The 25,197-nt window shown below is 47.8% G+C and carries 24 protein-coding genes; 16 read left to right on the top strand and 8 right to left on the bottom strand.

Features of this window, described 5'->3' with window-relative positions:
• The first annotated feature begins 36 nt into the window (after window positions 1–36).
• From FEN17_RS02140 to FEN17_RS02155, 5 genes are read left to right on the top strand one after another with little or no spacing between them, the layout of a single operon-like run.
• Window positions 37–4,395, top strand: a complete 4,359-nt coding sequence (locus FEN17_RS02140) for a CusA/CzcA family heavy metal efflux RND transporter (RefSeq protein ID WP_138363663.1) — start codon at window positions 37–39, stop codon at window positions 4,393–4,395.
• Window positions 4,396–4,405: 10 nt separating this feature from the next.
• Window positions 4,406–5,533, top strand: a complete 1,128-nt coding sequence (locus tag FEN17_RS02145; protein ID WP_138363664.1) for an efflux RND transporter periplasmic adaptor subunit — start codon at window positions 4,406–4,408, stop codon at window positions 5,531–5,533.
• Between the two features lie 50 nt (window positions 5,534–5,583).
• Window positions 5,584–6,477: a VIT1/CCC1 transporter family protein gene (locus tag FEN17_RS27925; protein ID WP_205748088.1), complete on the top strand. Its 894-nt coding sequence runs from the start codon at window positions 5,584–5,586 to the stop codon at window positions 6,475–6,477.
• Window positions 6,474–6,686 (top strand): VIT1/CCC1 transporter family protein, encoded by a 213-nt coding sequence (locus FEN17_RS27930; protein ID WP_205748089.1) that lies wholly within the window; start codon window positions 6,474–6,476, stop codon window positions 6,684–6,686. The genes FEN17_RS27925 and FEN17_RS27930 overlap by 4 nt, the downstream gene beginning before the upstream one ends.
• A 37-nt stretch (window positions 6,687–6,723) precedes the next feature.
• Window positions 6,724–7,215, top strand: a complete 492-nt coding sequence (locus tag FEN17_RS02155) for a heme-binding domain-containing protein (protein ID WP_138363665.1) — start codon at window positions 6,724–6,726, stop codon at window positions 7,213–7,215.
• 172 nt (window positions 7,216–7,387) lie between these two features.
• Here FEN17_RS02155 and FEN17_RS02160 read toward each other — a convergent pair whose 3' ends face one another.
• Together FEN17_RS02160 and FEN17_RS02165 are read right to left on the bottom strand one after the other, a co-directional pair.
• Window positions 7,388–8,761 carry a sensor histidine kinase gene (locus tag FEN17_RS02160; protein WP_138363666.1) on the bottom strand — a complete coding sequence of 458 codons (1,374 nt, stop codon included), beginning with the start codon at window positions 8,759–8,761 and terminating at the stop codon, window positions 7,388–7,390.
• Window positions 8,758–9,435 carry a response regulator transcription factor gene (locus FEN17_RS02165; protein ID WP_138363667.1) on the bottom strand — a complete coding sequence of 226 codons (678 nt, stop codon included), beginning with the start codon at window positions 9,433–9,435 and terminating at the stop codon, window positions 8,758–8,760. The genes FEN17_RS02160 and FEN17_RS02165 overlap by 4 nt, the downstream gene beginning before the upstream one ends.
• 264 nt (window positions 9,436–9,699) lie before the next feature.
• On the opposite strand from FEN17_RS02165, the gene FEN17_RS02170 reads away from it, so the two are divergent.
• Genes FEN17_RS02170 through FEN17_RS02180 form a run of 3 tightly spaced genes read left to right on the top strand, consistent with a single transcriptional unit; the run spans window position 9,700 to window position 15,283 of the window.
• The gene (locus FEN17_RS02170) at window positions 9,700–10,998 is read left to right on the top strand and encodes a TolC family protein (protein WP_171037811.1); all 1,299 of its coding nucleotides are present in this window, start codon (window positions 9,700–9,702) and stop codon (window positions 10,996–10,998) included.
• A gap of 12 nt (window positions 10,999–11,010) precedes the next feature.
• On the top strand, window positions 11,011–14,202 hold the full coding sequence (locus FEN17_RS02175; RefSeq protein WP_138363669.1) for an efflux RND transporter permease subunit: 3,192 nt from the start codon (window positions 11,011–11,013) through the stop codon (window positions 14,200–14,202).
• Window positions 14,183–15,283, top strand: coding sequence for an efflux RND transporter periplasmic adaptor subunit (locus tag FEN17_RS02180; protein ID WP_171037812.1), 1,101 nt, complete (start codon window positions 14,183–14,185; stop codon window positions 15,281–15,283). Before FEN17_RS02175 ends, FEN17_RS02180 begins: the two co-directional genes overlap by 20 nt.
• 52 nt (window positions 15,284–15,335) lie before the next feature.
• On the opposite strand, the gene FEN17_RS02185 is transcribed toward FEN17_RS02180, so the two are convergent.
• Window positions 15,336–15,980, bottom strand: a complete 645-nt coding sequence (locus FEN17_RS02185) for a Crp/Fnr family transcriptional regulator (RefSeq protein WP_138363671.1) — start codon at window positions 15,978–15,980, stop codon at window positions 15,336–15,338.
• A 202-nt stretch (window positions 15,981–16,182) separates the two neighbouring features.
• Here FEN17_RS02185 and FEN17_RS02190 point away from each other — a divergent pair, with 202 nt between their 5' ends.
• The 5 genes from FEN17_RS02190 to FEN17_RS02210 all read left to right on the top strand — a co-directional run bounded on the left by FEN17_RS02190 (window position 16,183) and on the right by FEN17_RS02210 (window position 20,114).
• Window positions 16,183–16,983, top strand: coding sequence for a sulfite exporter TauE/SafE family protein (locus tag FEN17_RS02190; protein WP_138363672.1), 801 nt, complete (start codon window positions 16,183–16,185; stop codon window positions 16,981–16,983).
• Window positions 16,984–17,063: 80 nt separating this feature from the next.
• Window positions 17,064–18,485 carry an MBL fold metallo-hydrolase gene (locus FEN17_RS02195; RefSeq protein WP_138363673.1) on the top strand — a complete coding sequence of 474 codons (1,422 nt, stop codon included), beginning with the start codon at window positions 17,064–17,066 and terminating at the stop codon, window positions 18,483–18,485.
• A gap of 8 nt (window positions 18,486–18,493) precedes the next feature.
• Window positions 18,494–19,057 carry a YeeE/YedE family protein gene (locus FEN17_RS02200; RefSeq protein WP_138363674.1) on the top strand — a complete coding sequence of 188 codons (564 nt, stop codon included), beginning with the start codon at window positions 18,494–18,496 and terminating at the stop codon, window positions 19,055–19,057.
• A 73-nt stretch (window positions 19,058–19,130) separates the two neighbouring features.
• Window positions 19,131–19,577, top strand: coding sequence for a DUF6691 family protein (locus FEN17_RS02205; RefSeq protein ID WP_205748127.1), 447 nt, complete (start codon window positions 19,131–19,133; stop codon window positions 19,575–19,577).
• A 168-nt stretch (window positions 19,578–19,745) separates the two neighbouring features.
• Window positions 19,746–20,114 (top strand): YidH family protein, encoded by a 369-nt coding sequence (locus FEN17_RS02210; RefSeq protein ID WP_138363676.1) that lies wholly within the window; start codon window positions 19,746–19,748, stop codon window positions 20,112–20,114.
• Window positions 20,115–20,144: 30 nt separating this feature from the next.
• Here FEN17_RS02210 and FEN17_RS02215 read toward each other — a convergent pair whose 3' ends face one another.
• The 3 genes from FEN17_RS02215 to FEN17_RS02225 form a co-directional block, all read right to left on the bottom strand.
• Entirely contained in the window at window positions 20,145–20,861 is a 717-nt protein-coding gene (locus FEN17_RS02215) for an aspartate/glutamate racemase family protein (RefSeq protein WP_138363677.1), read from the bottom strand.
• Between the two features lie 11 nt (window positions 20,862–20,872).
• A complete protein-coding gene (locus FEN17_RS02220; RefSeq protein WP_138363678.1) occupies window positions 20,873–21,742 on the bottom strand; it encodes a HEPN domain-containing protein in 870 nt (289 codons plus the stop codon).
• 184 nt (window positions 21,743–21,926) lie between these two features.
• The gene (locus tag FEN17_RS02225; RefSeq protein ID WP_229208655.1) at window positions 21,927–22,202 is read right to left on the bottom strand and encodes a glycosyltransferase; all 276 of its coding nucleotides are present in this window, start codon (window positions 22,200–22,202) and stop codon (window positions 21,927–21,929) included.
• Window positions 22,203–22,551: 349 nt separating this feature from the next.
• Here FEN17_RS02225 and FEN17_RS27820 point away from each other — a divergent pair, with 349 nt between their 5' ends.
• The 3 genes from FEN17_RS27820 (at window position 22,552) to FEN17_RS27435 (ending at window position 24,251) form a co-directional block, all read left to right on the top strand.
• Window positions 22,552–22,839, top strand: coding sequence for a hypothetical protein (locus tag FEN17_RS27820; RefSeq protein WP_310589742.1), 288 nt, complete (start codon window positions 22,552–22,554; stop codon window positions 22,837–22,839).
• Between the two features lie 12 nt (window positions 22,840–22,851).
• On the top strand, window positions 22,852–23,034 hold the full coding sequence (trpF, locus tag FEN17_RS27825) for a phosphoribosylanthranilate isomerase (protein ID WP_310589743.1): 183 nt from the start codon (window positions 22,852–22,854) through the stop codon (window positions 23,032–23,034).
• A 599-nt stretch (window positions 23,035–23,633) separates the two neighbouring features.
• Entirely contained in the window at window positions 23,634–24,251 is a 618-nt protein-coding gene (locus FEN17_RS27435; protein WP_205748090.1) for a DUF4242 domain-containing protein, read from the top strand.
• Window positions 24,252–24,345: 94 nt separating this feature from the next.
• On the opposite strand, the gene FEN17_RS02245 is transcribed toward FEN17_RS27435, so the two are convergent.
• Together FEN17_RS02245 and FEN17_RS02250 are read right to left on the bottom strand one after the other, a co-directional pair.
• Window positions 24,346–24,726, bottom strand: coding sequence for a hypothetical protein (locus FEN17_RS02245; protein WP_138363680.1), 381 nt, complete (start codon window positions 24,724–24,726; stop codon window positions 24,346–24,348).
• Window positions 24,727–24,893: 167 nt separating this feature from the next.
• Window positions 24,894–25,172 carry a DUF4242 domain-containing protein gene (locus tag FEN17_RS02250; protein WP_138363681.1) on the bottom strand — a complete coding sequence of 93 codons (279 nt, stop codon included), beginning with the start codon at window positions 25,170–25,172 and terminating at the stop codon, window positions 24,894–24,896.
• Window positions 25,173–25,197 lie beyond the last annotated feature (25 nt).

Genomic DNA, 25,197 nt, shown 5'->3' on the forward strand with positions numbered 1-25,197 from the left:
AAACCGACTCCGAAAATCGGATGGAAATAAATCATTATGCTCAATAAGATCATCGCATTCTCGGTCGGAAACAAGCTCATTGTGGGCTTGTTTGTATTGGCATTAATCGGTTACGGAAGCTATGAGCTGACCCGGCTGCCGATTGATGCTGTACCGGACATCACCAACAATCAGGTGCAGGTGATCACCATTGCGCCTTCCTTTGGAGCGACCGATATTGAAAGACTGGTCACTTTCCCCATTGAGCAGGCCAACAGCAACATCTCCGGTTTAAAGGAAATCCGCAGCTTTTCCCGGTTTGGATTATCGCTGGTAACCATTGTTTTTGAAGATAATGTGGATGTTTACTGGGCCAGGCAGCAGGTTTCGGAGCGGCTTTTGAAAGTGCAGAATGAAATCCCAAAGGGAATTGGCACACCCGAGCTGGGGCCGATCAGTACGGGACTGGGTGAGATCTATCAATATGTGGTCCGGCCAAAAGAAGGCTATGAACACCGGTACAATGCAACCGAGCTGCGCACCATTCAGGACTGGATTGTGCGCCGCCAGTTACTGGGCGTTAAAGGTGTTGCGGAAGTAAGCAGCTTTGGTGGGAAACTCAAACAATTCTCCATCGAAATTGACCCGCAAAAACTGTTGTCCTATGGTATCACGATCAACAATGTTTTTACCGCATTAGAGAATAACAACCAGAATACCGGGGGCGCCTACATTGAAAAGGGGCCGACTGTGCTTTACATCCGAAGCGAAGGGCTGGTAGAAAACCTAGACGACATCAAGAACATATCCGTCAAGTCCCTGACCGACGGGCAACCCTTGTTTATCAGGGATGTGGCCGATGTGAAAACGCGTTTCGCAACCCGGTACGGCGCCATGACTTACAATGACAAAGGGGAAATTTCCGGCGCGGTGGTGATGATGCTGAAAGGTGCCAACAGCAGTGAAGTAATTAAAAATGTAAAGGAGCGGGTCGCCCAAATCCAGAAAACGCTGCCCGAGGGTGTGGTGATCGAGCCGTTTCTGGATCGGACAAAGATGGTGAACAATGCGATCGGGACCGTTGAGAAAAACCTGCTGGAAGGCGCATTGATCGTGGTTTTCGTGCTCGTGCTATTCCTGGGGAATGTGCGTGCGGGTTTGCTGGTCGCTTCCGTAATCCCGCTTGCCATGCTGTTTGCCGTCATTATGATGAACACATTTGGGGTGAGCGGGAACCTGATGAGCCTGGGCGCGCTGGATTTTGGCCTGATTGTAGATGGCGCGGTTATCATTGTGGAAGCAGTGATGCACCAGATCGCCCGTAATAAAAAGTTCGCGGGACTTGCGCGGATCAGTCAGCAGCAAATGGACGAAGAGGTGAACGGATCCGCTGACCGGATGATGAATAGCGCTGTTTTTGGCCAGGTTATCATCCTGATTGTGTACCTGCCGATTTTCACCCTGGAAGGCATCGAGGGAAAAATGTTCAAGCCGATGGCGCAAACCGTTGCATTTGCATTGCTGGGCGCATTCATTCTTTCATTGACCTACATTCCAATGATGAGCGCGGTTTTTCTAAGCAAAGAAATAAAAACCAGGCCCGGGTTCTCGGGCCGAGTGATGGACAGGCTTGCAAGAAAATACCGCCACACGCTGGAAGGTGTCATCCGGCATCCGAAACTGATCCTGCTCTCGGTACTGATCCTTTTCTCATCGGCGGTATATGTGTTGACCACATTGGGCGGAGAATTTATTCCGGCGCTGGAAGAAGGTGATTTTGCTGTCGATACCCGCGTGCTCACCGGAAGCAGCCTGACGACGACCATTGAAAACACGCAGAAGGCAGCGCACATTCTAAAAACACAGTTTCCGGAGGTTTTAAAAGTGGTGACTAAAATCGGGAGCGGCGAAGTGCCTACCGATCCGATGCCGATGGAGGCGAGTGATATGATGGTGATCTTAAAAGACAAAAAAGACTGGAAGTCTGCCAAAACATTCCCGGAGCTTTCCGAAAAAATGGGAGAGGCGCTCAAAGAAGTGCCGGGCATCACGGCCGGGTTCCAGTTTCCTGTCCAGATGCGCTTTAATGAGCTGATGACCGGCGCGCGCCAGGATGTAGTTTGTAAAATCTTCGGGGAGGACCTGGATACGCTCGCACTGTATGCCAAAAAACTTGGCGCGCTGGCTGGCCGTGTACAGGGAACCAGAAATTTGTACCTGGAGGCCGTCTCCGGTATGCCGCAGATCACCATCCGCTACAACCGCAATGCTTTGGCACAATACCGTCTGGATATTTCGGCAGTTAATAAAACCGTCAATGCAGCACTGGCCGGGCAAAGTGCCGGAATGGTTTTCGAAGGTGAAAAGCGCTTTGAACTGGTGGTCAGACTGAGCGGCGAGCGCAAGAAAAACCTGGAAGATATACGCAACCTGCTCGTAGCCGCGCCTGACGGATCGCAGATTCCCTTGTACCAACTAGCCGAAGTGAAGATCCAGAATGGTCCCAACCAGATCCAGCGGGAAGATGCAAAAAGGCGGATCGTAGTTGGCTTCAATGTAGCCGGTCGCGACGTGCAAACCATTGTCAATGAGCTGCAAACGAAAGTCAATCAGAATTTGAAACTTCCGACAGGCTACTATATTACCTACGGTGGTTCTTTTGAAAACCTGAATGCGGCCAAACAGCGGTTGATGATCGCGGTGCCGGTTTCACTGCTCCTGATTTTTGTGCTTTTATTTTTTGCCTTCAACTCGGTGAAGGACGGGTTATTGATTTATTCGGCGATACCATTGTCTGCGATCGGCGGGATATTTTTTCTGGCATTACGTGGTATGCCGTTCAGCATCAGCGCCGGAATTGGCTTCATCGCGCTTTTTGGCGTGGCGGTTTTAAATGGCATCGTGCTGGTTGCAGAATTCAACCGGATCAGAAAAGAAGAACAGAAAGACATTCAAGTAGCAGTCCTGGAAGGAACGCAGCATCGGCTCAGGCCCGTATTGATGACCGCTTTTGTAGCGTCGCTGGGGTTTTTCCCGATGGCTATCAGCAATGGAGCAGGTGCCGAAGTGCAGCGGCCGCTCGCTACGGTGGTGATCGGCGGACTGCTGGTCGCTACTTTTTTAACGCTGTTCGTCCTTCCGGTTCTATATCTCTTTTTTGAAAATGGTTTTAAGTTCAGCATCAGGAGCGGATCAAATGTGGCTCTTTGGTTTATTCCTGCTTTGATTATGCTGGGCAGTATGAACAGTTTTGCACAGACTAGATTGGACATAAAAACGGCTACGGGCATTGCTTTGGAAAACAATCAGAAATTGAAAACCGAAAGGCTCCGGGCCGAATACCAGAAATCGCTTATCAAAACAGCGGTCGTATTGCCGCAAACCGGATTTCAGGTCGAGGCGGGCCAGATCAATAGTTTTTATACAGATACACGGTTTAATATTACGCAGTCATTTAGTCTGCCGGTTGTTTATGCCAGGCAAAAAACACTTTTGCAAAGCGAGCTTTCTGCCAGCGTTTTGAATGTGGCTGTCAGGGAAAGTGAGTTGAAAAGAAACGTTGCGCAAGTATTTTATTTGTTTTTGTACCAAAAGCAGAAAGAAGCCTTGCTGACATCGCTGGACAGTCTGTACACAGGTTTTTACAAGAGGGCGCAGGAACGTTTCGAGAACGGGGAAAGTGATGTGCTTGAAAAAACGACGGCCGAAACCCAGCTCGCAGAAATTCAAATGCAATCCCAGCAGCTGGAAGCGGATATCAATTTGTCCAGGCTACAATTTCAGCTATTGCTGAATACCACGGATAAGCCGGAGCCCGGACCTGTAAATAACGTCTACATTCCGGCAGCTATTTCAGATTCCATGCAAGTGAACAACCATCCGATGATGCGACTGCTGATGCAGCAGCAACAGGTTGCAGCTGCGGGCATTGATGTGGAAAAGGCTAAACTTTTGCCACAGCTAAGCTTAGGCTATAACAACATGAGCATGCGGGGTACGGGTGCCGACGATAAATCTTACAATGCTTCCCAAAGATTTCAATCGGCGCAACTGGGCTTAGGGATCCCAATTTTTGCCGGTGCGCAGAAAGCCCGCATTAAAAGTGCCAGGATCAATCAGGACATCAGCAAGCATAGTTACCAGGCCGAGTTACAGACACTTCAATCGGAATACCTGTCTGCATGGGCAGCGTACCGCAAGCTGATGACGACGGTGCGTTACTATGAAAATACCGGGCTCAGGAATGCGGATTTAATCACTACAACTGCGAATGAGCAACTGGCGGGCGGCAGCATTAATTACCTGCAATGGGCACAGCTGATCAACCATGCCACCTCCATCCGGAGCAGGTACCTGGATGAAGTCATGAACCTGAATAGCAAGGCGATTGAGCTGGATTATTATCTTCAAAATTAACTTCGCAAGGATGAAATATCTGATATATAGTGCGCTTGTTGGCCTTTTTATTTCCTGCTCAAAAAAGGCTGAGAATGCGCCTGAGACAACAGAAAGTACGGTAACTACGAATGTCGCATCCCTAACCGACAAGCAGGTTCAGAATGCGGGGATTGTGACGGCTTTGCCCGAAAAAAAGCAGGTTTCTTCGGTTTTAAAACTGAACGGGAAAATTGATGTGCCGCCTCAGAACATTGTTTCAATCAGCGTACCGCTGGGCGGATATCTTAAAACCACCCGGCTGTTGCCTGGAACAAAGGTGAAAAGAGGGGAGGTCTTGGCCGTGATGGAAGACCAGCAATACATTCAGTTACAACAGGATTATCTGACGGGACAAGCGCGGCTGTCCTTTCTGGGAAGTGATTACCTGCGTCAAAAAGAGCTCAATAAAAACAAATCAAGCAGCGACAAGATCTTTCAGCAAGCTGAGTCAGATTACCAGAGCCAGCAGGTGATGATGAGATCTTTATTTGAAAAGCTAAAACTGGCGGGTATTAATCCGGAAAAACTGACCAAAGATAACATTTCGAGAAGTATCAGCATTCATTCGCCGATCGATGGTTATGTTTCCAAAGTCAATGTCAACATTGGCCGGTACGTCTCGCCCACCGATGTGCTTTTTGAGCTGATTAATCCCACGGATATCCATCTGGCGCTGAAAGTCTTTGAAAAGGATCTGGACAAGATCAAAATCGGTCAGCAGGTTATGGCTTATACCAATAATGCACCCGATAAAAAATATCCCTGCGAAATCATTCTGGTCAGCAAGGATTTGTCCCCGGAAAGGACTGCCGAGGTACATTCGCATTTTGAAAAATACGAGCTCGGACTTCTTCCCGGCATGTTCATGAATGGGGACATTCAGCTCGACAGCCGTGTGGTATGGGTGCTTCCTGACGATGCCATTGTCACTTTTGAGGATAAGCAGTTTATATTTATTCCAAAAGAGAAAAACAGTTTTGAGATGAAACAGGTCAAAACCGGAACATCTGAAAATGGCTTTACTGAAATTAGCGGTGAACAACTGGAAAATCAGTTGTGCGTGGTCAAGGGAGCTTATTCCCTTTTGATGTTTTTGAAAAATAAATCGGAGGATTAAGGACAATCAAGTATCCGGTGTTAAAGCCAAGCTAACCACTCATCTCGATCATGGTAAATCTTAAAAACATTCAGACAGAAGTTGATGCAAGTTTTCTCTATGGGATACTGGCAGATAACGAAGAGGATGAAAATGTGGCCAGTGTATTTCGCCAGATGAGCGAGATCGAGCGCGGGCACGCAGCGGCATTCATGGCTAAGAATGAGCTGCATTCTTCCAGGTTACCGGACCCTTCCAACAGAACGAAGATCCTGCATTTAATTGGAAAAATTTTTGGCTACGACTACATTCTGGGTGTCATGCTGGATACTGAAAAGGGCATTTCCAGTTCGGTTAAAAATTCCAGAAATAAACTCAAATCAACCGGTTCAATTTCAGATACTGCCCATGTGGCGATATTGAAGAACATATTGGAGAATAACCCAAATGTGTCAGGGTCAACATTGACCAGGTTCGAGAAAAGACATAGGTCTGTCGGCGGTAATGCGCTGCGTGCAGCAGTGTTGGGTGGAAATGATGGGCTGGTTTCAAATTTTAACCTGGTGATGGGTATAGCGGGTGCGGCGATTGGACAAAAGGAAATCCTGCTGACCGGATTGGCTGGTTTGCTCGCGGGAGCACTATCGATGGCTTTGGGAGAGTGGATTTCGGTCAAAAGCTCGCAGGAACTTAGTGAAAATCAGATGCAACTGGAAATGGACGAGCTGGAAACCAATCCTGAGGGTGAAGAAAAGGAAATTGCACTTATTTATCAGGCCAAAGGAATTCCACAGGAGCAGGCCAGAAAAATGGCCAGTGACATAATTTCAAATAAGGACAATGCCATGGCCATTCTTATTAAAGAGGAGCTGGGCATCAATGTGGAGGATTTGAAAGGGTCTGCCATGGAGGCGGCCATTACTTCTTTTCTGCTGTTTTCTGTGGGCGCTATCATCCCCCGGTGATACCCCTTTTCTTTTTAAGCGGCACTCCTGCTATTTTGGCAAGCACGGTTTTCAGTGCAGTTGGGTTATTTCTGATTGGCGCGGCCATTACTTTGTTCACGGGAAAAAGTGTTTGGTTTTCAGGTTTCAGACAAGTTCTTTTCGGGCTTGCGGCTGCTGCGATCACATTTGGTATTGGAAAGCTGATTGGCGTTTCAGTAGCAGGTTAAATAGCTTTTCATTCTTTCACGATAACCTTTCGTAATCATGTTCAAGAAAATCCTAATAGGTCTGCTTGTTATCCTGGTAATCATCCAATTTGTCAAGCCAGAGAAAAACCTGTCTGACGACCAGACTCACAGTATTGAAATGAAATATCCGGTTTCGGGCGAAGTGAAAGAATTACTCAGGGTTGCCTGCAACGATTGCCATAGTAATAAAACAGCCTATCCCTGGTATGTAAATATTCAGCCAGTTGCCTGGTTTCTGGACCATCACGTGCAGGAAGGAAAAAGAGAGCTTAACTTCTCTACATTCACCAAACTTCCCGTTGCTGTTCAAAACCATAAATTCGATGAGATCATTGAAATGATCGAGGAAAGGGAAATGCCGCTGGAATCGTATACTTTTTTTGGATTGCACAAGGATGCAGATCTATCTGATCAGCAAAGAAGGATTTTAATCAGTTGGGCTAAGCAGCAAATGGAGATGCTGAAAAATAGCTATCCTGCTGATAGTTTAAAAATGAAAAGGAGATGATAGGTCATAATGTGCATTCAAATGGTTTTCGTGTAGATTATATATTGAAGGACGGCGAATTGTTTGCGTCGGGCTTTATCGATTAAAAGTTCACTTAAAACAGAGCGATTTATTAATTATAAATCGGAATTAAGGTTTGTTATTAAGGTATGTGTGGCAGGTACGCAGCACGCTAACATGCCAGGGCTAGGGCAGGGAGCCTGATTGAAATGGCGGTGCCCTTGTCTTTCATTGATTTTACACCGAGTTGCCCCTTGTGGATGTCAACAATCTTTTTTGCAATGGTAAGTCCTAAACCAAAGCCTGGCACATTTCCCACATTGCCAGCCCGCATCATAGGTAAAAATACATCATCGAGCTCCGCGCCGGGGATACCGATACCCAAATCAGTGACTGTAATAATAACCCATGAAGGTTCCAGATCAACTTTTAGCTCGACTGGCTCTTGCCGTGAGTATTTGCTTGCATTATCCAGGATATTGGTCAGCACCGTACGCAGTAGCGTCGCATTCCCTAGAATACTGAAATTAGAGCTTTGCTGGGTAAAGGTATCTGTCAGAACAAGGTCAATTTGCTGCTCCGGGCGCTTTTCACTAAAATAGGTAATCGTATCCAGCACTGTGTCGACGATGTTGATTTCGTCACGCACCCTGGCCGACTGCAAACCTTCGACTTCGGCTAAATGGAGCAGGGAATTGGCAAGCTCGATAGCGCCCTCTAATCTGACCAAAGCCTTTTCCATGCTTTGCTTCACATCGCCCAGCTCTTTGTCGTATGCCAGCGATGTCTCCAAAATCCCTTTTACAACAGTTAATGGAGTCCGGATTTCGTGTGACGCGTAAGAAACAAAGTGTTCCTGACTGATGGCTAGTCCCTGCAAGCGTCCCAGCAGCTCATTGAAAGAATTTGTGAGATATGCCGCTTCGTCGGCGTTTGTGCGGCTTTGCAGCCGGAAAGAAAAATCGCTTACCGACGCAGGGTCCATTTGCGCGATCAGGCCGTCGAAGGGACGCATTGCGCGGCTTGCAAACAGAAATCCGGCAAATGCGACGATCACCAGCAGAATGACATTGCCGCTGGCCAAAATGAAAAACAGGCTTTCACTTGCCTGTATTCCTGTAACATCGTGCGCGGTGACAACAGAAACGTAACGCTTCCCATCAACTGTGAAGGACAAGGCAATACCTTCTTTTAATCTTTTTAATGGTTTGCCCGTGTAACTGAAATAAACTTCTTGTTTGCGGGCATCCGCAAGCAGTTCAGTGGTCAGCTTGTAGTCGCTGATTCCCGAAGATTGATAGATGATCTTGTTACTGCTATCGACGAGGAACTCGTGTTGTTCGGGCAGGGTAAGGTAGCTGGACCGGTGAAATTCAAGCCGGTTTTCAAAATAGAGCTGGCCGGCCACTGCCCTGCGCTGGAGGCGGTTACGCATGAGGGATTGCCGGTACGATTCATAGGTTTGATAAATAAAAATAGAGAAAAGTAAAAGCAGCAGTGCTACCAGCAGGCCAAATCCAATGGTAATGCGTTGCTTGATGCTCATGGCTCAGAGCCCATTAAATACCCAACCCCGAAAACCGTATGAAGCAGCCGCGGTTCAGATTTATCGATTTTACGGCGCAGGTAGTTCACATATACATCGACTACATTGGTATTGGTATTGAAATGCACGTCCCAGACGTTTTCAAGCAAATCAACTCGATTGATTACCTTACCCTGGTTAAGCATAAAATATTCTAAAAGCGCATATTCCCTGGCAGTGAGCTCAACCCTTTCACCTGCCCGCCACACCCTGTGTGAATCCGTTTCAACTTCCAGATCAAGCAGTTGCAGACGCTTTGGCCTTGGGGCGCGGGAAGGATGCCGTCTTGCAAGGGCCTTCAAGCGGAACAGCAGCTCTTTGAATGCAAATGGCTTTGCGAGGTAATCATCAGCGCCCGCTTCAAAACCCATGACCTTATTGTCCAGGCTTCCCAGTGCAGTCAGCATGATCACCGGAACGGCCGGCCAGTTCTGCTTGATAAACCGGCAGAGGTCATAGCCGTTCAGGCCCGGCAGATTAACATCCAGCACGACCACATCAAACTTGTTTTCATTGACCATACTTCTTCCGATCACCCCGTCAAATGCAACCGAGACGGCAGCACCTTCTGATTGCAGGCCTTTCTGAATGAACTGCGTAAGTTCCAGGTCATCTTCTACAACTAAGACATTCATGCTTATCTGGATGGCTATTGATCGGGTAAAATTAGGGATCGGAACCAGAAAATACTTTAAAACGACCCCTTCTCACCAAATTCTAATAACCTTCTCAATACCCTCTAACCAGGTGCCCATTTACTTTGAAACCGGTAAGATGTACCGCTGCCCCAAACAGGGCGTCGCAAGACTATTAAATGTATGAACCGCTGTCTGTTCCTAACCCTTTTTTTAATACTGGTCTTTTATCAGCATCCATCAGCACTCGGGCAAACCCTGGGTATGGAGGAGGCCGTTGAAGCCACCGTCAACCATTACCCGACGCTTGCCGCCCAACGATCTGCGCTGGAAGCTTTCCGCGCCAACTTGCAGGTGCTGCGCGACAACAGGCTGCCGAATGTCAAGGTACATGACCAGGTTAACCTGGGGACTGCCAACGGTCTTTCAGGTTCCTATTTCTCTATGGGTCTTATCGTACCCACATCTGGCGGAAGGAGGCCGGAAAATGCATCGGATCTGGCATCGGGCAATATCGCGCTGGCGTCTGCCGACTGGGAAGTCTACAATTTCGGCCGCTTTGGCGCTGAAAATAAATTGGCCCGGGCTGATATCGCCGTGGGGGAGTCGGGACTGGAACGCGAGCAATTTGCACTTCGTCAGGTAGTTATCAATACATTTCTTGACCTGGTCTGGCTCAGGCAGAACCTCAAAATCGAGCAGCAAAACCTGGCCCGCGTTGATACCGTCCGGCGCATTATCAATAACCTGGTGCAGAACGGTATCCGGCCCGGACTGGATTCGTCGCTGGCATCCGTAGAACTATCGCGCGCTAAGCTGAGCTACTATCAGATGCAGGAAGAGTACCGAAGGGCCAATGTACAGTTGGCCACATTAACTGGCAGGCAGGTCAGCGAACTGGAAGTGGATACCACTTTCAATGCCGGCTTGCTACTGGTCGAGCCGGCGCCGAGTGCGGTGCTGACATCGCATCCACTGCTCAGGTACAGAAATAACCTGCTTACTCGTCAGAATGCGGAAATTGATATGATCCGTAAATCGGCCCTGCCCAGGGTTACGCTGCTTACGGCCATATCGGCGAGGGGTACCAGCCTTGACATTAATAATAATTTCGGCCCGCTCGGCCAGGGCTTCGGGTATAGCCGCACCAACTTTCTGCTCGGAGCTGCCGCCACTGTCAACCTGATTGATTTTAAGAGGGTAAAAACGCGCGCCACCCAGCAGCAGTGGCGGGTGAAGGAGGCGGAGAGCTTATTGACCGTCGAGCAGGTGCAGCTGCAAAACACCTTGACGATGGCAGATTCTGTGATGTCTTCTATCCGGCTATCCTTGCGCGAGCTCCCCGTCACGGTAAGATCAGCAACACTTGCCTACCAGCAACGCATGTCCCTTTATAATAATGGGATTGAAAATATCCTGGGTATCACGGACGCCTTGCAACTGCTGACCAAAGTTGAAAAACAAGTCATCGATGTGCAGCGCCGGGCAGTTTCGGTTAGGCTGCAAAAAGCCTATGCGACCAGTGATTTTGAACCATTCTTTGCGCTTTTCAGGAGGCAATAACCCACTCGAAATATGCTATCAACCTCATTAAAGCGTCCTGTATCAGTTATGGTACTTATTGCAGGGCTTGTTGTTTTCTCGGTGATGTCGGCTACGCGAATACCCATCGATATTTTTCCCCGGCTTAACTCCCCGGTGATTTATGTGATCGAGCCTTATGGTGGTATGTCCCCGGCGCAGATGGAGGGTTTCTTTGCCACGCGTATGCAGGACCAGTTCCTGTACATTGGCGGGATCAAGGAGATATCCAGCAAAAGCGTGCAGGGTCTGACGGTGGTCAAATTGGCCTTTTATGAAGGAAGCGATATGGCGCAGGCCGCAGCAGAGGTGGCTATCCAGGTCAACCGCGCGATGAAGTTTTTTCCACCGGGCGCATTGCCGCCGCAGGTAGTCCGCTACGATGCTTCTTCAGTGCCGATCGGCGATCTGGTTTTTAGCAGCAAAACCCGTTCTTTGAAGGAAATCCATGAACTGGCAGTAACGCGCATCAGGCCACTTTTCTCAACCGTTCCGGGCCTCACAGCGCCGCCACCGATCGGTACCAACTCACGTACGGTCGTCATCAATCTGGACCCGCAGAAAGTCCGCAGCCTGAACATTTCCCCCGATGAAGTGGTCGAAGCCCTTGCTGCTAACAATGCTATGACCCCGTCGGGCAACATCCGCATTGGCAACACTTCTTATATCACCACGCTGAACTCGCTGGAAGACCAGGTCTCGGATTTTGGTCAGATCCCGGTCACGACCGACGGGCACCGGACCGTTTTTCTCCGCGATCTGGGAAATGTGGCTGACGCGTCGGATGTGACGGCCGGATATGCGCTGGTCAATGGCAGCCGATCATCTTACATTCCAGTGGTGAAAACCGCCGATGCATCTACCTGGGATGTGGTTACTGCCCTGAAGGCGCGGTTGCCGGAAATGCGAAGCCTTCTTCCTGATGACATTGAGGTTGCTTACGAATTTGACCAATCTGTTTTTGTAATCAACTCTGTAAAAAGTCTTCTTTTTGAAGGAGGGCTGGGCGCTATCCTGACCGGCCTGATGGTGCTGCTGTTTTTGGGCGACTGGCGCTCTTCCCTGATTGTGATCATTACGATCCCTGTCTCTATCGTCGCCGCTGTGCTCATGCTAAGCCTGGCTGGCCAAACGATCAATATCATGACATTGTCGGGTTTGGCGTTGGCCATCGGTGTTTTGGTAGACCAGGCCACGGTGACCATTGAAAACATTCACCAGCATATTGAGATGGGCAAGCCCCAAAAGCAGGCGATTTATGACGCTTGTAAGGAAGTTGCCTTGCCATTGCTTCTGATCCTGCTTTGTATCATCGCGGTTTTTGCACCTTCCTTTATTATGTCCGGTGTACCCAGGGCGATGTTTTTGCCTCTTTCGCTTTCAATAGGTTTTGCCATGACGGTATCCTATTTTCTGGCCCAAAGCCTGGTTCCCATCCTGGCTAACTGGATGCTGAAAGAGCATGTACATATTGTTAAAGCCGAGGGCAAAGTCACTTTTTTCGAGCGGGTGCGCCAGGGGTTCATGCGCCAGAATGAGCGTTTCGTAAGAAGTAATAAAATCGTGGTTGGGGTGTATCTCGTGGTCATTTTTGCGCTGGCAGCGGCAGGGTTTTTCTGGATTGGGACAGATATGCTGCCGCAGCTGAATTCAGGGCAAATGGTGATCCGTATGAAAACGCCCGACGGGACAAGGCTTGAAAGGACTGAGGAAAAAGTAAGTGAGCTATTGGCTTTGGTCAATCAGGTATCCGATGACCACCTGGCTATTTCATCTGCCTATGTCGGCGTTGTGCCTACCAATTATGCTACGACCAATTTGTATGTAAGCACCAGCGGCCCCAATGATGCGGTCATCAAAGTAGGCCTTGACCCGGAATATAAAACCAATATGCAGGATCTGAAAGAGCGGATCCGGCAAACTGTGGCCGAGCAGATGCCAGAGATTACCTTATCATTTGAACCCGCCGATCTGACTGAAAAGCTCATGAGCGGCGGCGCCTTCACGCCCATTGAAGTACAGGTTGCGGGAAGGGATATGAAAGAAATTGAAGGGTATGCTAATAAACTGGTAAAGGGATTGTCCGAACAGGCCCATTTGCGAGATGTCCGCATCATCCAGCCGCTCAAATTCCCTGTGATCAATATCAAGCTGGATCGTCAGAAACTGGCGACCATGGGCCTGAGCCTGCAGCAAACCGCACGCTCGATCACTGCGTCAACATCATCGAGCCGTTATACGGAAAAAAACCAGTGGCTCGATCAGAAAGCGGCATATACTTATCAGGTGCAGGTTCAGATCCCCGAATTTGCTATGCGGAACATGGCACAGTTGCAGGAAATCCCGCTGGTAGCAGGTCAGCCCAGACCAGTACTGGCCGATGTAGCGACCTTCTCAGTCGATACACTGCCAGGCGAGTATGCGAGGATCGGGCCACGCCGGTTTGTGACCGTGTCGGCCAATATCCATCACCAGGATCTGGGCACGGCAACCCGCTCGGTGGAGAAAGTCATTGCCGGGCTGGGAGAGACTCCCAAAGGATTGGTCACAGAAGTCAAGGGGATGTCATCACTTTTAACCGAAACCCTTGACAGTTTGCAACTGGGACTGGGCATTGCCATTGTGGTAATATTTCTGCTTTTGGCTGCAAATTATCAGTCGTTCAAACTATCACTGGTGATTTTGTCGACCGTGCCGGCCGTGATCGTGGGCTCCATTGCTTTTCTGCTCCTGACGGGCAGCACGCTAAACCTGCAATCCTATATGGGCATCATTATGTCGACGGGAATTTCGGTGGCTAATGCTATCCTCATTGTAACCAACGCAGAGCGGCTCCGCTGGGAATACCGCGATGTGCGCCGTGCCGCGCTGGAAAGTGCGGGGCTCCGGCTAAGGCCGGTACTGATGACCAGCTTTGCGATGGTGGCAGGCATGGTACCCATGGCATTGGGTACAGGAGAAGCCGGAGAGCAGGTTGCACCGCTTGGCCGCGCCGTGATCGGGGGATTGATCGCTTCTACGCTGGCAGCGCTGTATATCGTGCCGCAAGTCTACGTTTTTCTGCAAAATAAAACAGCTTATAAAGATCCATCGCTTTTACCTGTTGAAAACGAACTGGTTAGCCCACCGGATATGCATTCTAATGGCCATTCAGACCCAACAACCTATGAAAAACATAACATATAATTGTATTGCCCTTCTCTTTGGGCTAACAGTTTTCAATGCTTGCTCGTCATCGGAGTCGGCTGAGAACAAAACGCAAAAAAAGACCAGCAGTAAACCGGCTGTGAAGCTTGGCACGGTTAGCTCGCAGAAAGTAGGCCAAGAGGTTCAGTTGCCTGGCGAGTTCCTGGCTTTCCAGGAAGTGAATATCTATCCCAAAGCCGATGGGTTTGTCGAAAAGGTGCTTGTAGACCGTGGCAGCAATGTTCGCAGGGGCCAGGTGCTGATGGTTTTGGAAGCGCCCGAAACCGAAGAGCAGCTGGTGGCGGCACGCTCGAATTACCTGAAGGCCAAAGCCATGCTGGTGGCCAGCCAGGAGCATTACAAACGCCTGAAAGCAAGTAGTGGTATTCGTGGCTCCGTGTCTGCCCTTGACCTGGAAAGCGCCAATGCCAAGATGATGGCCGACAGCGCGGCGGCAATGGGGGAGCAGGCTAATTTCAATGCGCTTACCAAAATCAAATCCTATCTGACCGTGCGCGCGCCCTTCGATGGCGTGATTACGGAACGGAATGTACACCCCGGCGCATTGGTCGGTTCAGGCGTACGGTTGCAGGGGCCGATGCTGATGCTGCAAGAACAGAACCGGCTCAGGCTGGTCGTGGATGTACCGGAGACTTACAGTGTTGGTTTAAAGCAAGGCAAAGCCGTAACATTTACTGTAAATGCAATGCCTGGGGAGCAGTTTAAAGGCAAAATCAGCCGGCGTTCGGGGAACATGAACCAGAAATTCCGCTCGGAAACTGTCGAAATAGATGTCGCCAACGCAAAGGGAACCATTAAGCCGGGCATGTTTGCCGAGGTGGTTTTTGCCCCGGAAGGCACACAGGGTTCCCTTACAGTCCCGAGCAAGGCTGTGGTAACTTCGACCGAAGGCCAATATGTGATCAAGATCAATCAGGGGAAGGCAGAATTTGTGGACGTCAGAAAAGGAATGCAATCTGATGACAAAACAGAAGTTTTTGGCGCGCTTCGCGATGGGGATCAGATTATTGTCAACCCGCGCGACGATATGAAAAACGGGGCACAGGTTGCACAGAATTAATCTGCTGTATTTAGATACCGTATTGGAACCTCGAATAGGGAATGAACTTTAATTACATCCCATCAAGCCATTCTATGCTATTTCGGAGTAGCCGGATTTTCCTGTCCTGCTCCATTTTCTTCAACAATCTTGATATAACCTCCCGCGACGTATTGAGATCATTGGCAATTTCCTGGTGGGTGATGAATATCTGGTTTCCCTTGCTGTTGGCAAATTGGTTTTTCAGATAAAATTCCAGTCTTTCATCCATGGCCTTGAAGACTACATTGTCGAACACCACCAGCAGCTCTTCAAAGCGGGCGCGGTAGTTGGCAATCACAAAGTAATACCAGGTTTTGTATTGCTGCATTAGCTCGTCCATTAGCTGGATCGGTACCATAATCGCAACAGTGTTTTCTATTGTTTTGGCCATGATCTCACTTGCTTCCTGTTTGGTATTGCAGATCATCGACAGCGCACAGGCATTTCCGGGTTCCAGATCATAAATGAAAGCTTCTTCACCATCGTCACCCTGCCGGTAAAGCCTTACCCTGCCGCTCCCGATGAGTAAAGTATGCTTGATATATTGTCCGGTCCGCATGATGACTTCCCCGGCCGGAATATTTTTCAGGATACAATCCCTGATCAAACGGTTTTTCAATTCAGGCTCAAAATCCGGAAAAACGGTATCCAGATAGTACGAAATATCTTCACTCATGATAGCGCAATGATTAGCGATGCGTAATGTGATAAAATAAAGCCGGTCCAAAACGTTCCGGGATGTTTTTCTGCAAAAGCATTCGGTGACCGACCTAACTTTCATTAGCGAAATTCACAACAATAATGTTGCGTGTATGTGACCTTTGTCACTTTCAAGCCGATCGATACTTCTGATTTTTGTCATGTAATCAATACAAAAAATGGAAATCATCGCCTACATAGCGTCGGTATTTATTGGTATTTCGCTGGGTATGATCGGCGGGGGTGGCTCCATCCTGACTGTGCCGGTCCTGGTTTACCTGTTCGGCATGAGTCCTTTGGTATCGACATCCTACTCGCTTTTTATTGTCGGGTCAACCAGCCTTGTGGGGGCATATAGCAATTATCGGAGAGGCACGGTCAAAATAAAAACTGCCCTGTTGTTTGGAAGCACATCGATCACAACGGTTTTCCTGACGCGCAAGTTTTTGATTCCTTTAATCCCCCATGACCTATTCAGCATTGGCGCATTCCGGGTCACCGAACCATTGTTAACCATGATGCTTTTTGCCGTGCTGATGCTAGCGGCTTCCGTGGGCATGATCAAAAGCAAAGAACGGGAACCCGGGTGTATGGAGTGTGATTTGAAGGGTAATGTGATCCGGATGCTTTTAAGTGGCGTCGGGATCGGACTTACTACCGGTTTTCTGGGAGCAGGGGGCGGGTTTTTGCTGATACCAACCCTGGTGTTGGTCCTGGGAGTGCCCATGAAAGAAGCGGTGGGCACTTCGCTTCTGATTATCGCGCTGAATTCACTGATCGGTTTTGCCGGGGACTTAGGTCATCTGGTGATCGACTGGATTTTTCTGTTCAAAATCACGGGTATCGCCGTCGCTGGTATTTTAATCGGCAGCATCCTGGCCAAAAGGGTAAGTGCGGGTTCTTTAAAAAAAGGTTTTGGCTGGTTTGTGCTGGCGATGGGAATCTATGTGATATGGCATTCAATTTTTTTTCCCGTGTGACAGATGTCACTGACCAGCCAGTTTCGCATCCCGAAATTTATATCATTCATTCAAACAGAGTTTATCAAAGACAACAAAATATGAAACTCGAACAAATTTATACCGGCTGCCTCTCGCAAGGAGCTTATTATATCGAAAGTAATGGGGAAGCAGTGGTAATCGACCCGCTCCGTGAAGTGAGGCCTTATATAACCCGTGCTGAAAAGGATGGTGCAAAAATAAAATATGTGTTAGAAACGCATTTTCACGCGGATTTTGTGTCGGGCCACATTGATCTTGCCCAAAAAACAGGCGCGCAGATTGTTTTCGGTCCAACCGCGAAGCCTGGCTTTGATGCACTCGTCGCCGTGGATGGTCAGGTGCTGAAAGTGGGCGATGTTTCACTAACTGTACTGCATACACCGGGACATACCATGGAAAGTACCTGCTATCTTTTAAGCGATGAGCAGGGAGAGCAGGTGGGTATTTTTACGGGCGATACCCTGTTTATTGGCGACGTCGGGCGTCCTGACCTGGCACAAAAAGTATCCGACGAGCTGACGCAAGAAAAGCTGGCCGGGTACCTTTTCGATTCTTTGCGCGATAAGATTATGCCGCTGGCCGATGAGATCATTGTTTACCCGGCCCACGGCGCAGGCAGTGCGTGCGGTAAGAACATGAGCAAGGAAACGACCGATACATTGGGCAGTCAAAAAGCTTCCAATTATGCACTGCGTGCCGATATGAGCAAAGAGGAATTTGTCAAAGAGGTTACCCATGGCCTGACGCCGCCCCCGGCTTACTTCCCCGAAAACGTTTTGATGAATATCCGCGGCTACGAGAGCATTGATACCGTACTCGATCGCGGGACGCATGCGCTGGAACCGGCAGCTTTCGAAGCAGCCGCCAATGAAACGGACGCAGTGATGATCGATACCCGGGATGCTGAAAGCTTTGCAAAGGGATTTGTGCCTAACTCGATCAACATTGGAATCAATGGAAGCTTTGCGCCATGGGTAGGGACGCTTATTCCCGATATCAAACAGAACATTTTGCTGATCACCGATCCGGGCCGGGAAGAGGAAGCGGTAACGCGTCTTGCCCGCGTGGGTTACGACCGTACGATCGGGTACTTGAAAGGCGGGATCGATGCCTGGGTTAAAGCTGGGAAGGAAGTTGATCGGATCGAATCAGTAAGTCCGCAACAGATGAAAGACCGGCTGGAAAGTGATCCATCAAATCTAGTCCTGGATGTGCGCAAGACCAGTGAATTCGAGTCGGAGCATGTCATTGGCGCTGAAAATATGCCGCTCGATTACGTGAACGAGCATTTGGCACAGATCGATAAGACCAAAACCTACTTCGTCCACTGTGCAGGCGGGTACCGCTCGATGATCTTCAATTCTATCCTGAAAGCAAGAGGGTATGATAACCTGATCGATGTGAAAGGAGGGTTTGCGGCGATCAAGGAATCAGGGAAGCTTGCCGTGAGTAACTACGTTTGTCCAAGTACACTTTTATAATAACTACGATGCTGGAAATCATAAAACAGCCTTGGCCATGGTATGCGGCCGGGCCGCTGATCGGGCTTACGGTGCCCGCCTTGTTGATCCTGGGCAACAAATCTTTCGGGATATCCTCCTCGCTCCGGCACGTGTGTGCAATGTGTATTCCGGCGAAAATCCCGTTTTTTCAATATGATTGGAAAAAGGAAATGTGGAACCTGTTTTTCGTATCGGGTATCTTTTTTGGAGGCGTGATCGCAGTAACATTTCTGGCCAATCCAAACCCAATGCAGCTGAATCCAGCACTGGCAAAAGAGCTCAGCGTATATGGTATAACGGATTTTTCATCACTTGTGCCGGTTGATCTGATGCGTTGGGACAAACTCCTGACTCTCCCAGGATTTATCATGATAGTCGGTGGCGGGTTTCTGATAGGATTTGGAACAAGATATGCCGGAGGCTGCACCAGCGGGCATGCGATCATGGGACTTTCAACCTTGCAATGGCCTTCGCTGGTAGCGACCATCTGTTTTATGATCGGCGGATTTGCGATGGCCAACTGGATATTGCCTTTCATATTAACATTGTAATCAACACATGGAAAATTCAAAACAGGTCAATTTTATCCGGCACCACGAGCACGAAATCCGCGCCACGGATTCAATGTGTATCAACGAAAGTCAAGTGCAGCACAAATGGTATTACAACTTGAAATACCTTGTGGTTGGATTAGTATTTGGAGTGCTATTTGTAAAAGCAGAAGTAACCAGCTGGTTCAGGATCCAGGAAATGTTCCGGCTGCAATCGTTTCACATGTATGGCATTATCGGCAGCGCAGTGGTGGTCGGAATGATTTCGGTTTCGCTTATCAAGCGGTTTGACTTGAAGACCATTTCAGGGGAGCCTATCACTTTCACCGATAAAAAATTCAACAAGGGACAAATTTATGGTGGATTGTTGTTCGGGCTGGGCTGGGGTTTGACCGGCGCTTGTCCGGGACCCTTGTTTACGCAAATAGGTATGGGAGCCACGGTTGTAATTGTGACATTATTGAGTGCAATTGCCGGGACCTGGGTTTATGGGAAGTACAGGGATAGCCTGCCTCATTAGGCCGGCTGGCTCTTAGTAAATGTCTTCTGATCGGTCCGCAAGTAGTTTCTAATACCGCATTAAGATTATCTTTCCTGCTGACTTTGTTCTATGATACGCTGTTTTTATCAATCGATATTGTAGCGTACATTGCATTGCATTGATTTTAAACAAAGAGCGTAAACAAGGATGAGCAACATGAATGCTGGTGATCACCTGGCTAACGAGCGTACTTTTCTGGCCTGGATACGGACGAGCATCGGTATTATGGGTTTTGGTTTCGTTGTCGTTAAGTTCTCTCTTTTTGTCAGACAAATAACTGCGGTTTTGGGTCAAAAGGCAGAAATCCCGAGGACCGGCTATTCACCAGTGATCGGGATTTTGCTTGTTGTACTAGGGGCAATGACAACTTTGTTCTCTTACATCCGCTATATGAATACGAAGAAGCTGCTGGAAAGCGGCCAATATTACCACTCCACATTGTTGATCAAATTGATGACTGCGGCCATCTTTTTGATCAGTATTCTCTTGATTGTCTATTTATTGAAGACCACTTAGAAGCCTACTGACATTCATAAGCCAGTGAACTTAATTCCCCTTTAAACTTCGTTCGACCGCTGCCAGAGCGTGTAATGTCGTCGTATCGAACAAAGGAACGCGGCTATCTTCCTGCTGCACTAAGAGCATGATCTCCGTACATCCCAAAATAACACCCTGAGCACCACGCTCAACCAAATCCCCGATGATCCTTTTATATTGTTCCCTCGACGATGCAAAAACTTTTCCGCGGACCAATTCCTCGTAAATGACACGATGGACAATCGCACGGTCTTCCGCATCAGGAGTGAGTACTTCGAGACCGAACTGATCTTGCAGGCGACGCTTATAAAAATCGCCCTCCATTGTGAAAGCAGTTCCCAGCAGTCCAATTTTGGTAATGTTTTGCTCCCGAATGGCCTGGCCCGTCGGATCGGCAATGTGTAATAATGGAATGGAAATATGCTGCTGCAACTCGTCGGCCATGCGATGCATGGTGTTGGAAAGGATCAAGATGAAGTCCGCGCCGCCCCGTTCAAGCCGTTGAGCTGCATCGATCATTACCTGCGTCGCCAGATCCCATTGCCCGAGATGCTGGTATTGCTCGATCTCGGCAAAATTGACCGAAAACATCAAAATTCTGGCCGAATAGAATTCTCCTAACCTGTCACGTGTTGCCTCGTTAATGATGCGATAGTACTCCGCGCTGGATTCCCAGGAAAGGCCGCCAATAAGGCCAATTGTCTTTAATGGTGTTATTGTAGTCATCGTATCTCTTCTCAACCTTCCGTAAACTGCGCAATGCGTTCGTTACAAATACGTTCGGTCAATTCTTTCAGCAGTTTCACCCGTTCGCCGAGATATTCCAATTCCTCTTTTTCGATTTTGTAGTTCGTTTCATATCGGGCATCGATGTAAGCTTTTTTCAAGAGTTGAAACAATCTTTCTTCCTCGGCGGTCATTCTCGGGAAAATAGTTGCGAAATCAGAATGAAGTTTTTTCACCCGGTTGCCAAGTTCCTCGATATCGTGGATTTTGGGTTTGTAATCAGTGAAAACAAGAAGAATAGCGGTGTAATATCTTTCCGTCGCTTGGTGAAGTTCGAAAACTGCGTTCGTGTAAAAATCTGAATCTTCCTCTCCTTCTTGGAAATAGAGTTTAAACCCTATCAAAAATTTACTTGCAGATTTGAACCAATGACTAAAAGCATCATTGGCTTTTTTCTGTCTTTCTTTTGGATTCAAATCTTTTGGTTCGGACAATTTAAAATTTCCGGAATCGAAAAGCATAATTCCTTCTTTTAAAATGTCAACAAAAAAGTAATAATTCCGCTCTATTTTATCATTTACAAACCCGATGCTATGCTGAATAATGCTGGTTCTGTTAATGTCTTTATTGTCAGACAATTCCCTGTCTAGATCTCGCCATTTCTTATCTCGCTTTGCAGAAATGCGGTCTTTGGTAATGACAAGAATATCGATGTCACTTACGTATTCGTACTTTTCCTGATAATCCTCTACCCATGTACCACGGGCATAACTTCCGAAGAGAATGATCATTTCGGCCGGGACTCTGGATTGGATGATTTTGGTGAGGGTTTTTAGGGCGGTTTGTTTGGGTTTGGGGAGGTGGGAGAGGGAGGTTTTCATGATTGTGTGGGCAGCGTGTAGACGGAATAACTAATTGTTATTTCCAGGACAAACGATTTGAAGTCGTGAACAAAGAATTTTCGCCAATGTACGAAATTTCGAATTTAGTAGGATCTTGTCGGTATTTGCTGTGATTGAACCAGCCTTCTTGTAATTGCAGAGTCAACTCACTCCCGCCCCTCAATCAATTGGATCGCGTTTTCCAGTACATTTTCCGTTTGTCGGCCAGTTTCACTGCGTTTTGATACAGGATTTCAGAGGTCATTAATTTGTCGACTGAATCGACGAACCGGTTTTCATCGAGTTTTTTCAGGGGGATTGGTTTGATCCCATATCCATTCTGACTGGCAAGTTGCCCCCAGAAATGTTGGTCGCCGGTGGGATACAGGATGGGGCATACTAAAAACGGTTTTCCGGCGCGCATACATTCGGCCGTGGTACCAATGCCTCCGTGATACACAACGGCCTTTACAAGTGGGAAAAGCTTTTCGTAGGGCGCAGATTCGATAATTTTGATCTGTTTTTCCCGTTCAAGTTTTCGGAGCCAGGCTTAGCACCTTGTTTCGTTGTTTCTCGAAAATGACAGTGATATATGTTTATTGATAAATAAAAGAACTTAATATGTACGCTTCTCAAAAGGTGAGAGTCAAGATATGCTGTATAAGCAGTCTCCAAGAAGCAAAGCTTGCAATAGAATATGGAGCTGATGCGATAGGGTTAGTCGGCAAGATGCCTAGTGGGCCTTGCGTGGTGGATGATCTTACTGCTGCTGAATTGCTCTGGCCACACCACCCCCAATTGCTACATTTATGCTGACTAGTGAAATAACTTACGAGGGTATAATTTCACATTACCAGATAGTAAAGCCAACAACAATTCAATTGGTGGATGAAATATCAGTAGAAGTTTATGTGCAGCTGCGCCAAACACTTTTCAACACCAAATTGGTACAGGTAATTCACGTGATTGATGAACGCAGTATTGAGCAAGGTTTGATGGCCGCAGAATATGGTGCAGATGCTCTGTTGTTAGACTCAGGAAATCCCAATTTGGCAATAAAAGAATTAGGAGGAACAGGCCGCATACATAATTGGTAAATTAGCAGGAAAATGACTGAAAGTTCAAGTATTCCGGTTTTTTTGGCAGGTGGGCTAAATGTACTGAACGTGAGACAAGCGATTGATCAGGTAGGACCGTTCGGGTTAGATATCTGTAGCGGAGTTCGTTCAAATGGATTATTAGATGTAAAGAAATTAAAAGACTTCATGTCCGTTGTAATCAATCATGCATAGTGGCGGTCTTGGTTATTGTGCATGAGTGATTTTGGACTTGGCGCAAATAACCTCCGAATATTGCGGCTGATCTGGATAAGTTGCTGTGGGGGGGCCTGTCTCGCAGTCAGAGGGTTTTTTGTGAGAATCTTGTATTACTTCTTTCGTTTCAAAAGAGCCTGCGTACCCAGGATTAATGTACCCAAGTTCGCTTTACTGTTCGTCAGGATTACACAACCACTGCCTGGCTCAAGGAAAGCTGAGATGTGCGCGGCAAACCCCGGCGTACTGCCATTATGCTGAATATCACGATAGGAACCCATGTTTCGTAGTCCCCACCCCGGGCCGATGTCGTTACGCGTGGGCTGTGGCCGGATTACACCGTGGTTGATCTGAAAGGAAAAGAAATCCCGATCAGCAAAACGTATCGGGAGACATTCATGAAGCTGGTAAACAGGGATCAGCTGTTTTAATGTATATATGGAATGTAAGTTAGCATGATCTAGGCTTGTTGAACCTGATAAAATAGGGCATCTGCAATCTAAAATAGGGAAAAGCACTGAAATGATATCATCTGCCGCAACCTTAGTTTGCACCGTATCTAAAACTATCAAAACAACATGAAAAATTTAAGCTACGCTTTGATTGCAACAGCAGTACTTTTTAGTTCTTGCAAATCGGAATCACAAAGTATCGATTCCAATCAACAAAAAAGCATGTTCCTGGACGTGCACAATCTGGAACCAGGTAAGGTAACGTTTGATGCAGTGGCGGATGCCCACAAAAAAGACCTCGCCACGCAGGGCAAGTATGGTGTTAATTTTGTCAAGTTCTGGGTAGACGAAGCCGCAGGTAAAGTGTACTGCCTGTCCGAATCACCGGATTCGGCGGCGGTATACCGAACTCACAAAGAAGCACACGGCCTGGTTCCGGATCTGGTGCAACCCGTGAGCAGCGGCAAAGAAGCTGTGGCTGGCGTTCAACCTACTTTATTTTTAGACATTCACCAGCTCGGTGCTGGCAATGTGACCGCCAAAGCGGTTGCAGATGCGCATGTGAAAGATCTTGCCGTTCAGGGTAAGTATGGTGTCAATTTCATCAATTATTGGGTTGATGAAAAGTCAGGGGCGGTAATGTGTCTTTCCGAAGCCAAAGATGCCAACTCTGTGATAAGCACGCACAAGGAGGCGCACGGACTTATCCCCGTTGAAGTTCACCAGGTAAAACAGGGACAGTAGAAACCTGTCGGCCCAACGCGAGAGAGCGTCTCAAATGTATGAGACGCTCTCTTTTTGTATTACATTTTAACAATCAAACGGATAAATATATACGTTATCTCACGCTCAGCAGACGATGTTGTTGCACTGAGATATTCTCGATATGGAAATGCTTGTTCTCCATCATTCGCTTGCTGTAAATACAAATTTCGTAGTCGCCATCTTTCAGTTCGGAGATGTCGTAGTTAATGGCAGTCTTAACCGGCCTTTTGCCGATGTAATTTTGCTGGATTGTCTTTCCTTCAAAAGATTTAACCATCACTATCAGCTTCATTTTCAAATTGTTATTGATGTTTACCCTGAGTCTTCCGTCTTTCAGCGGAAAGATGGTCCATTCTAATGATCCGATGTTCTTGTGGCTGTTGTCCTTTGCTTCTGTATTTAAAGCAAGCAACATAAGTACCTGAAAGGCGAGTGCCCTGTTCATGATTTTCATGATTGTTTGATTTTTGTGATTGATAAATTGGTGTGGAAACTGCGTAGAATTCCTGACTGCCAGATGTTAAGCCGGCAGAAGCGGTGCATAAAATCCGTCGCGGAAACCTCCGCGACGGATATGACACATAACAAACCTAATTATTGACGACGAAGGTGAACCGGCAACTAGTAAGTGGCCCCGGTGGCCGGGTCGATGATGGTTTTAACTTCGGTAATGGAATCAATCGGGAAGTTTCCAAGACGCGCGTGCTCGCGGACCATTTCTTCCGATTCACTAATGTGAATACAAAAAAGCTTGTCATTGGTTACAAATGATTGGATCCAATGATACGGTACGCCCAGCTTGCGCACAGTTGCGCATGACGCCTGCGAGATCGCCTTCAACTCTTCGCCTGACAGATTACCCAGTCCCGGGATCGTCCGCTCGATGATAAATTTTTTCATATATGGCTAGTCTTTGTGATTAGAA

This window comes from Dyadobacter luticola (assembly GCF_005860805.1).
Lineage (GTDB): Bacteria > Bacteroidota > Bacteroidia > Cytophagales > Spirosomataceae > Dyadobacter > Dyadobacter luticola.

Excerpts from the sequence above, each read along its gene's own strand:
- FEN17_RS02155 (WP_138363665.1), top strand. The coding sequence starts at position 6,724 with ATGTTCAAGAAAATCCTAATAGGTCTGCTTGTTATCCTGGTAATCATC.
- FEN17_RS02200 (WP_138363674.1), top strand. The coding sequence starts at position 18,494 with ATGCTGGAAATCATAAAACAGCCTTGGCCATGGTATGCGGCCGGGCCG.
- FEN17_RS02220 (WP_138363678.1), bottom strand. The coding sequence starts at position 21,742 with ATGAAAACCTCCCTCTCCCACCTCCCCAAACCCAAACAAACCGCCCTA.
- FEN17_RS27925 (WP_205748088.1), top strand. The coding sequence starts at position 5,584 with ATGGTAAATCTTAAAAACATTCAGACAGAAGTTGATGCAAGTTTTCTC.
- FEN17_RS02165 (WP_138363667.1), bottom strand. The coding sequence starts at position 9,435 with ATGAATGTCTTAGTTGTAGAAGATGACCTGGAACTTACGCAGTTCATT.
- FEN17_RS02185 (WP_138363671.1), bottom strand. The coding sequence starts at position 15,980 with ATGAGTGAAGATATTTCGTACTATCTGGATACCGTTTTTCCGGATTTT.
- FEN17_RS02215 (WP_138363677.1), bottom strand. The coding sequence starts at position 20,861 with ATGACTACAATAACACCATTAAAGACAATTGGCCTTATTGGCGGCCTT.
- FEN17_RS02195 (WP_138363673.1), top strand. The coding sequence starts at position 17,064 with ATGAAACTCGAACAAATTTATACCGGCTGCCTCTCGCAAGGAGCTTAT.
- FEN17_RS02145 (WP_138363664.1), top strand. The coding sequence starts at position 4,406 with ATGAAATATCTGATATATAGTGCGCTTGTTGGCCTTTTTATTTCCTGC.
- FEN17_RS02245 (WP_138363680.1), bottom strand. The coding sequence starts at position 24,726 with ATGAAAATCATGAACAGGGCACTCGCCTTTCAGGTACTTATGTTGCTT.
- FEN17_RS02180 (WP_171037812.1), top strand. The coding sequence starts at position 14,183 with ATGAAAAACATAACATATAATTGTATTGCCCTTCTCTTTGGGCTAACA.
- FEN17_RS27435 (WP_205748090.1), top strand. The coding sequence starts at position 23,634 with ATGAAAAATTTAAGCTACGCTTTGATTGCAACAGCAGTACTTTTTAGT.
- FEN17_RS02170 (WP_171037811.1), top strand. The coding sequence starts at position 9,700 with ATGGAGGAGGCCGTTGAAGCCACCGTCAACCATTACCCGACGCTTGCC.
- FEN17_RS02190 (WP_138363672.1), top strand. The coding sequence starts at position 16,183 with ATGGAAATCATCGCCTACATAGCGTCGGTATTTATTGGTATTTCGCTG.
- FEN17_RS02210 (WP_138363676.1), top strand. The coding sequence starts at position 19,746 with ATGAGCAACATGAATGCTGGTGATCACCTGGCTAACGAGCGTACTTTT.
- FEN17_RS27820 (WP_310589742.1), top strand. The coding sequence starts at position 22,552 with ATGCTGACTAGTGAAATAACTTACGAGGGTATAATTTCACATTACCAG.
- FEN17_RS02160 (WP_138363666.1), bottom strand. The coding sequence starts at position 8,761 with ATGAGCATCAAGCAACGCATTACCATTGGATTTGGCCTGCTGGTAGCA.
- FEN17_RS02140 (WP_138363663.1), top strand. The coding sequence starts at position 37 with ATGCTCAATAAGATCATCGCATTCTCGGTCGGAAACAAGCTCATTGTG.
- FEN17_RS02250 (WP_138363681.1), bottom strand. The coding sequence starts at position 25,172 with ATGAAAAAATTTATCATCGAGCGGACGATCCCGGGACTGGGTAATCTG.
- FEN17_RS02205 (WP_205748127.1), top strand. The coding sequence starts at position 19,131 with ATGTGTATCAACGAAAGTCAAGTGCAGCACAAATGGTATTACAACTTG.
- trpF (WP_310589743.1), top strand. The coding sequence starts at position 22,852 with ATGACTGAAAGTTCAAGTATTCCGGTTTTTTTGGCAGGTGGGCTAAAT.
- FEN17_RS02175 (WP_138363669.1), top strand. The coding sequence starts at position 11,011 with ATGCTATCAACCTCATTAAAGCGTCCTGTATCAGTTATGGTACTTATT.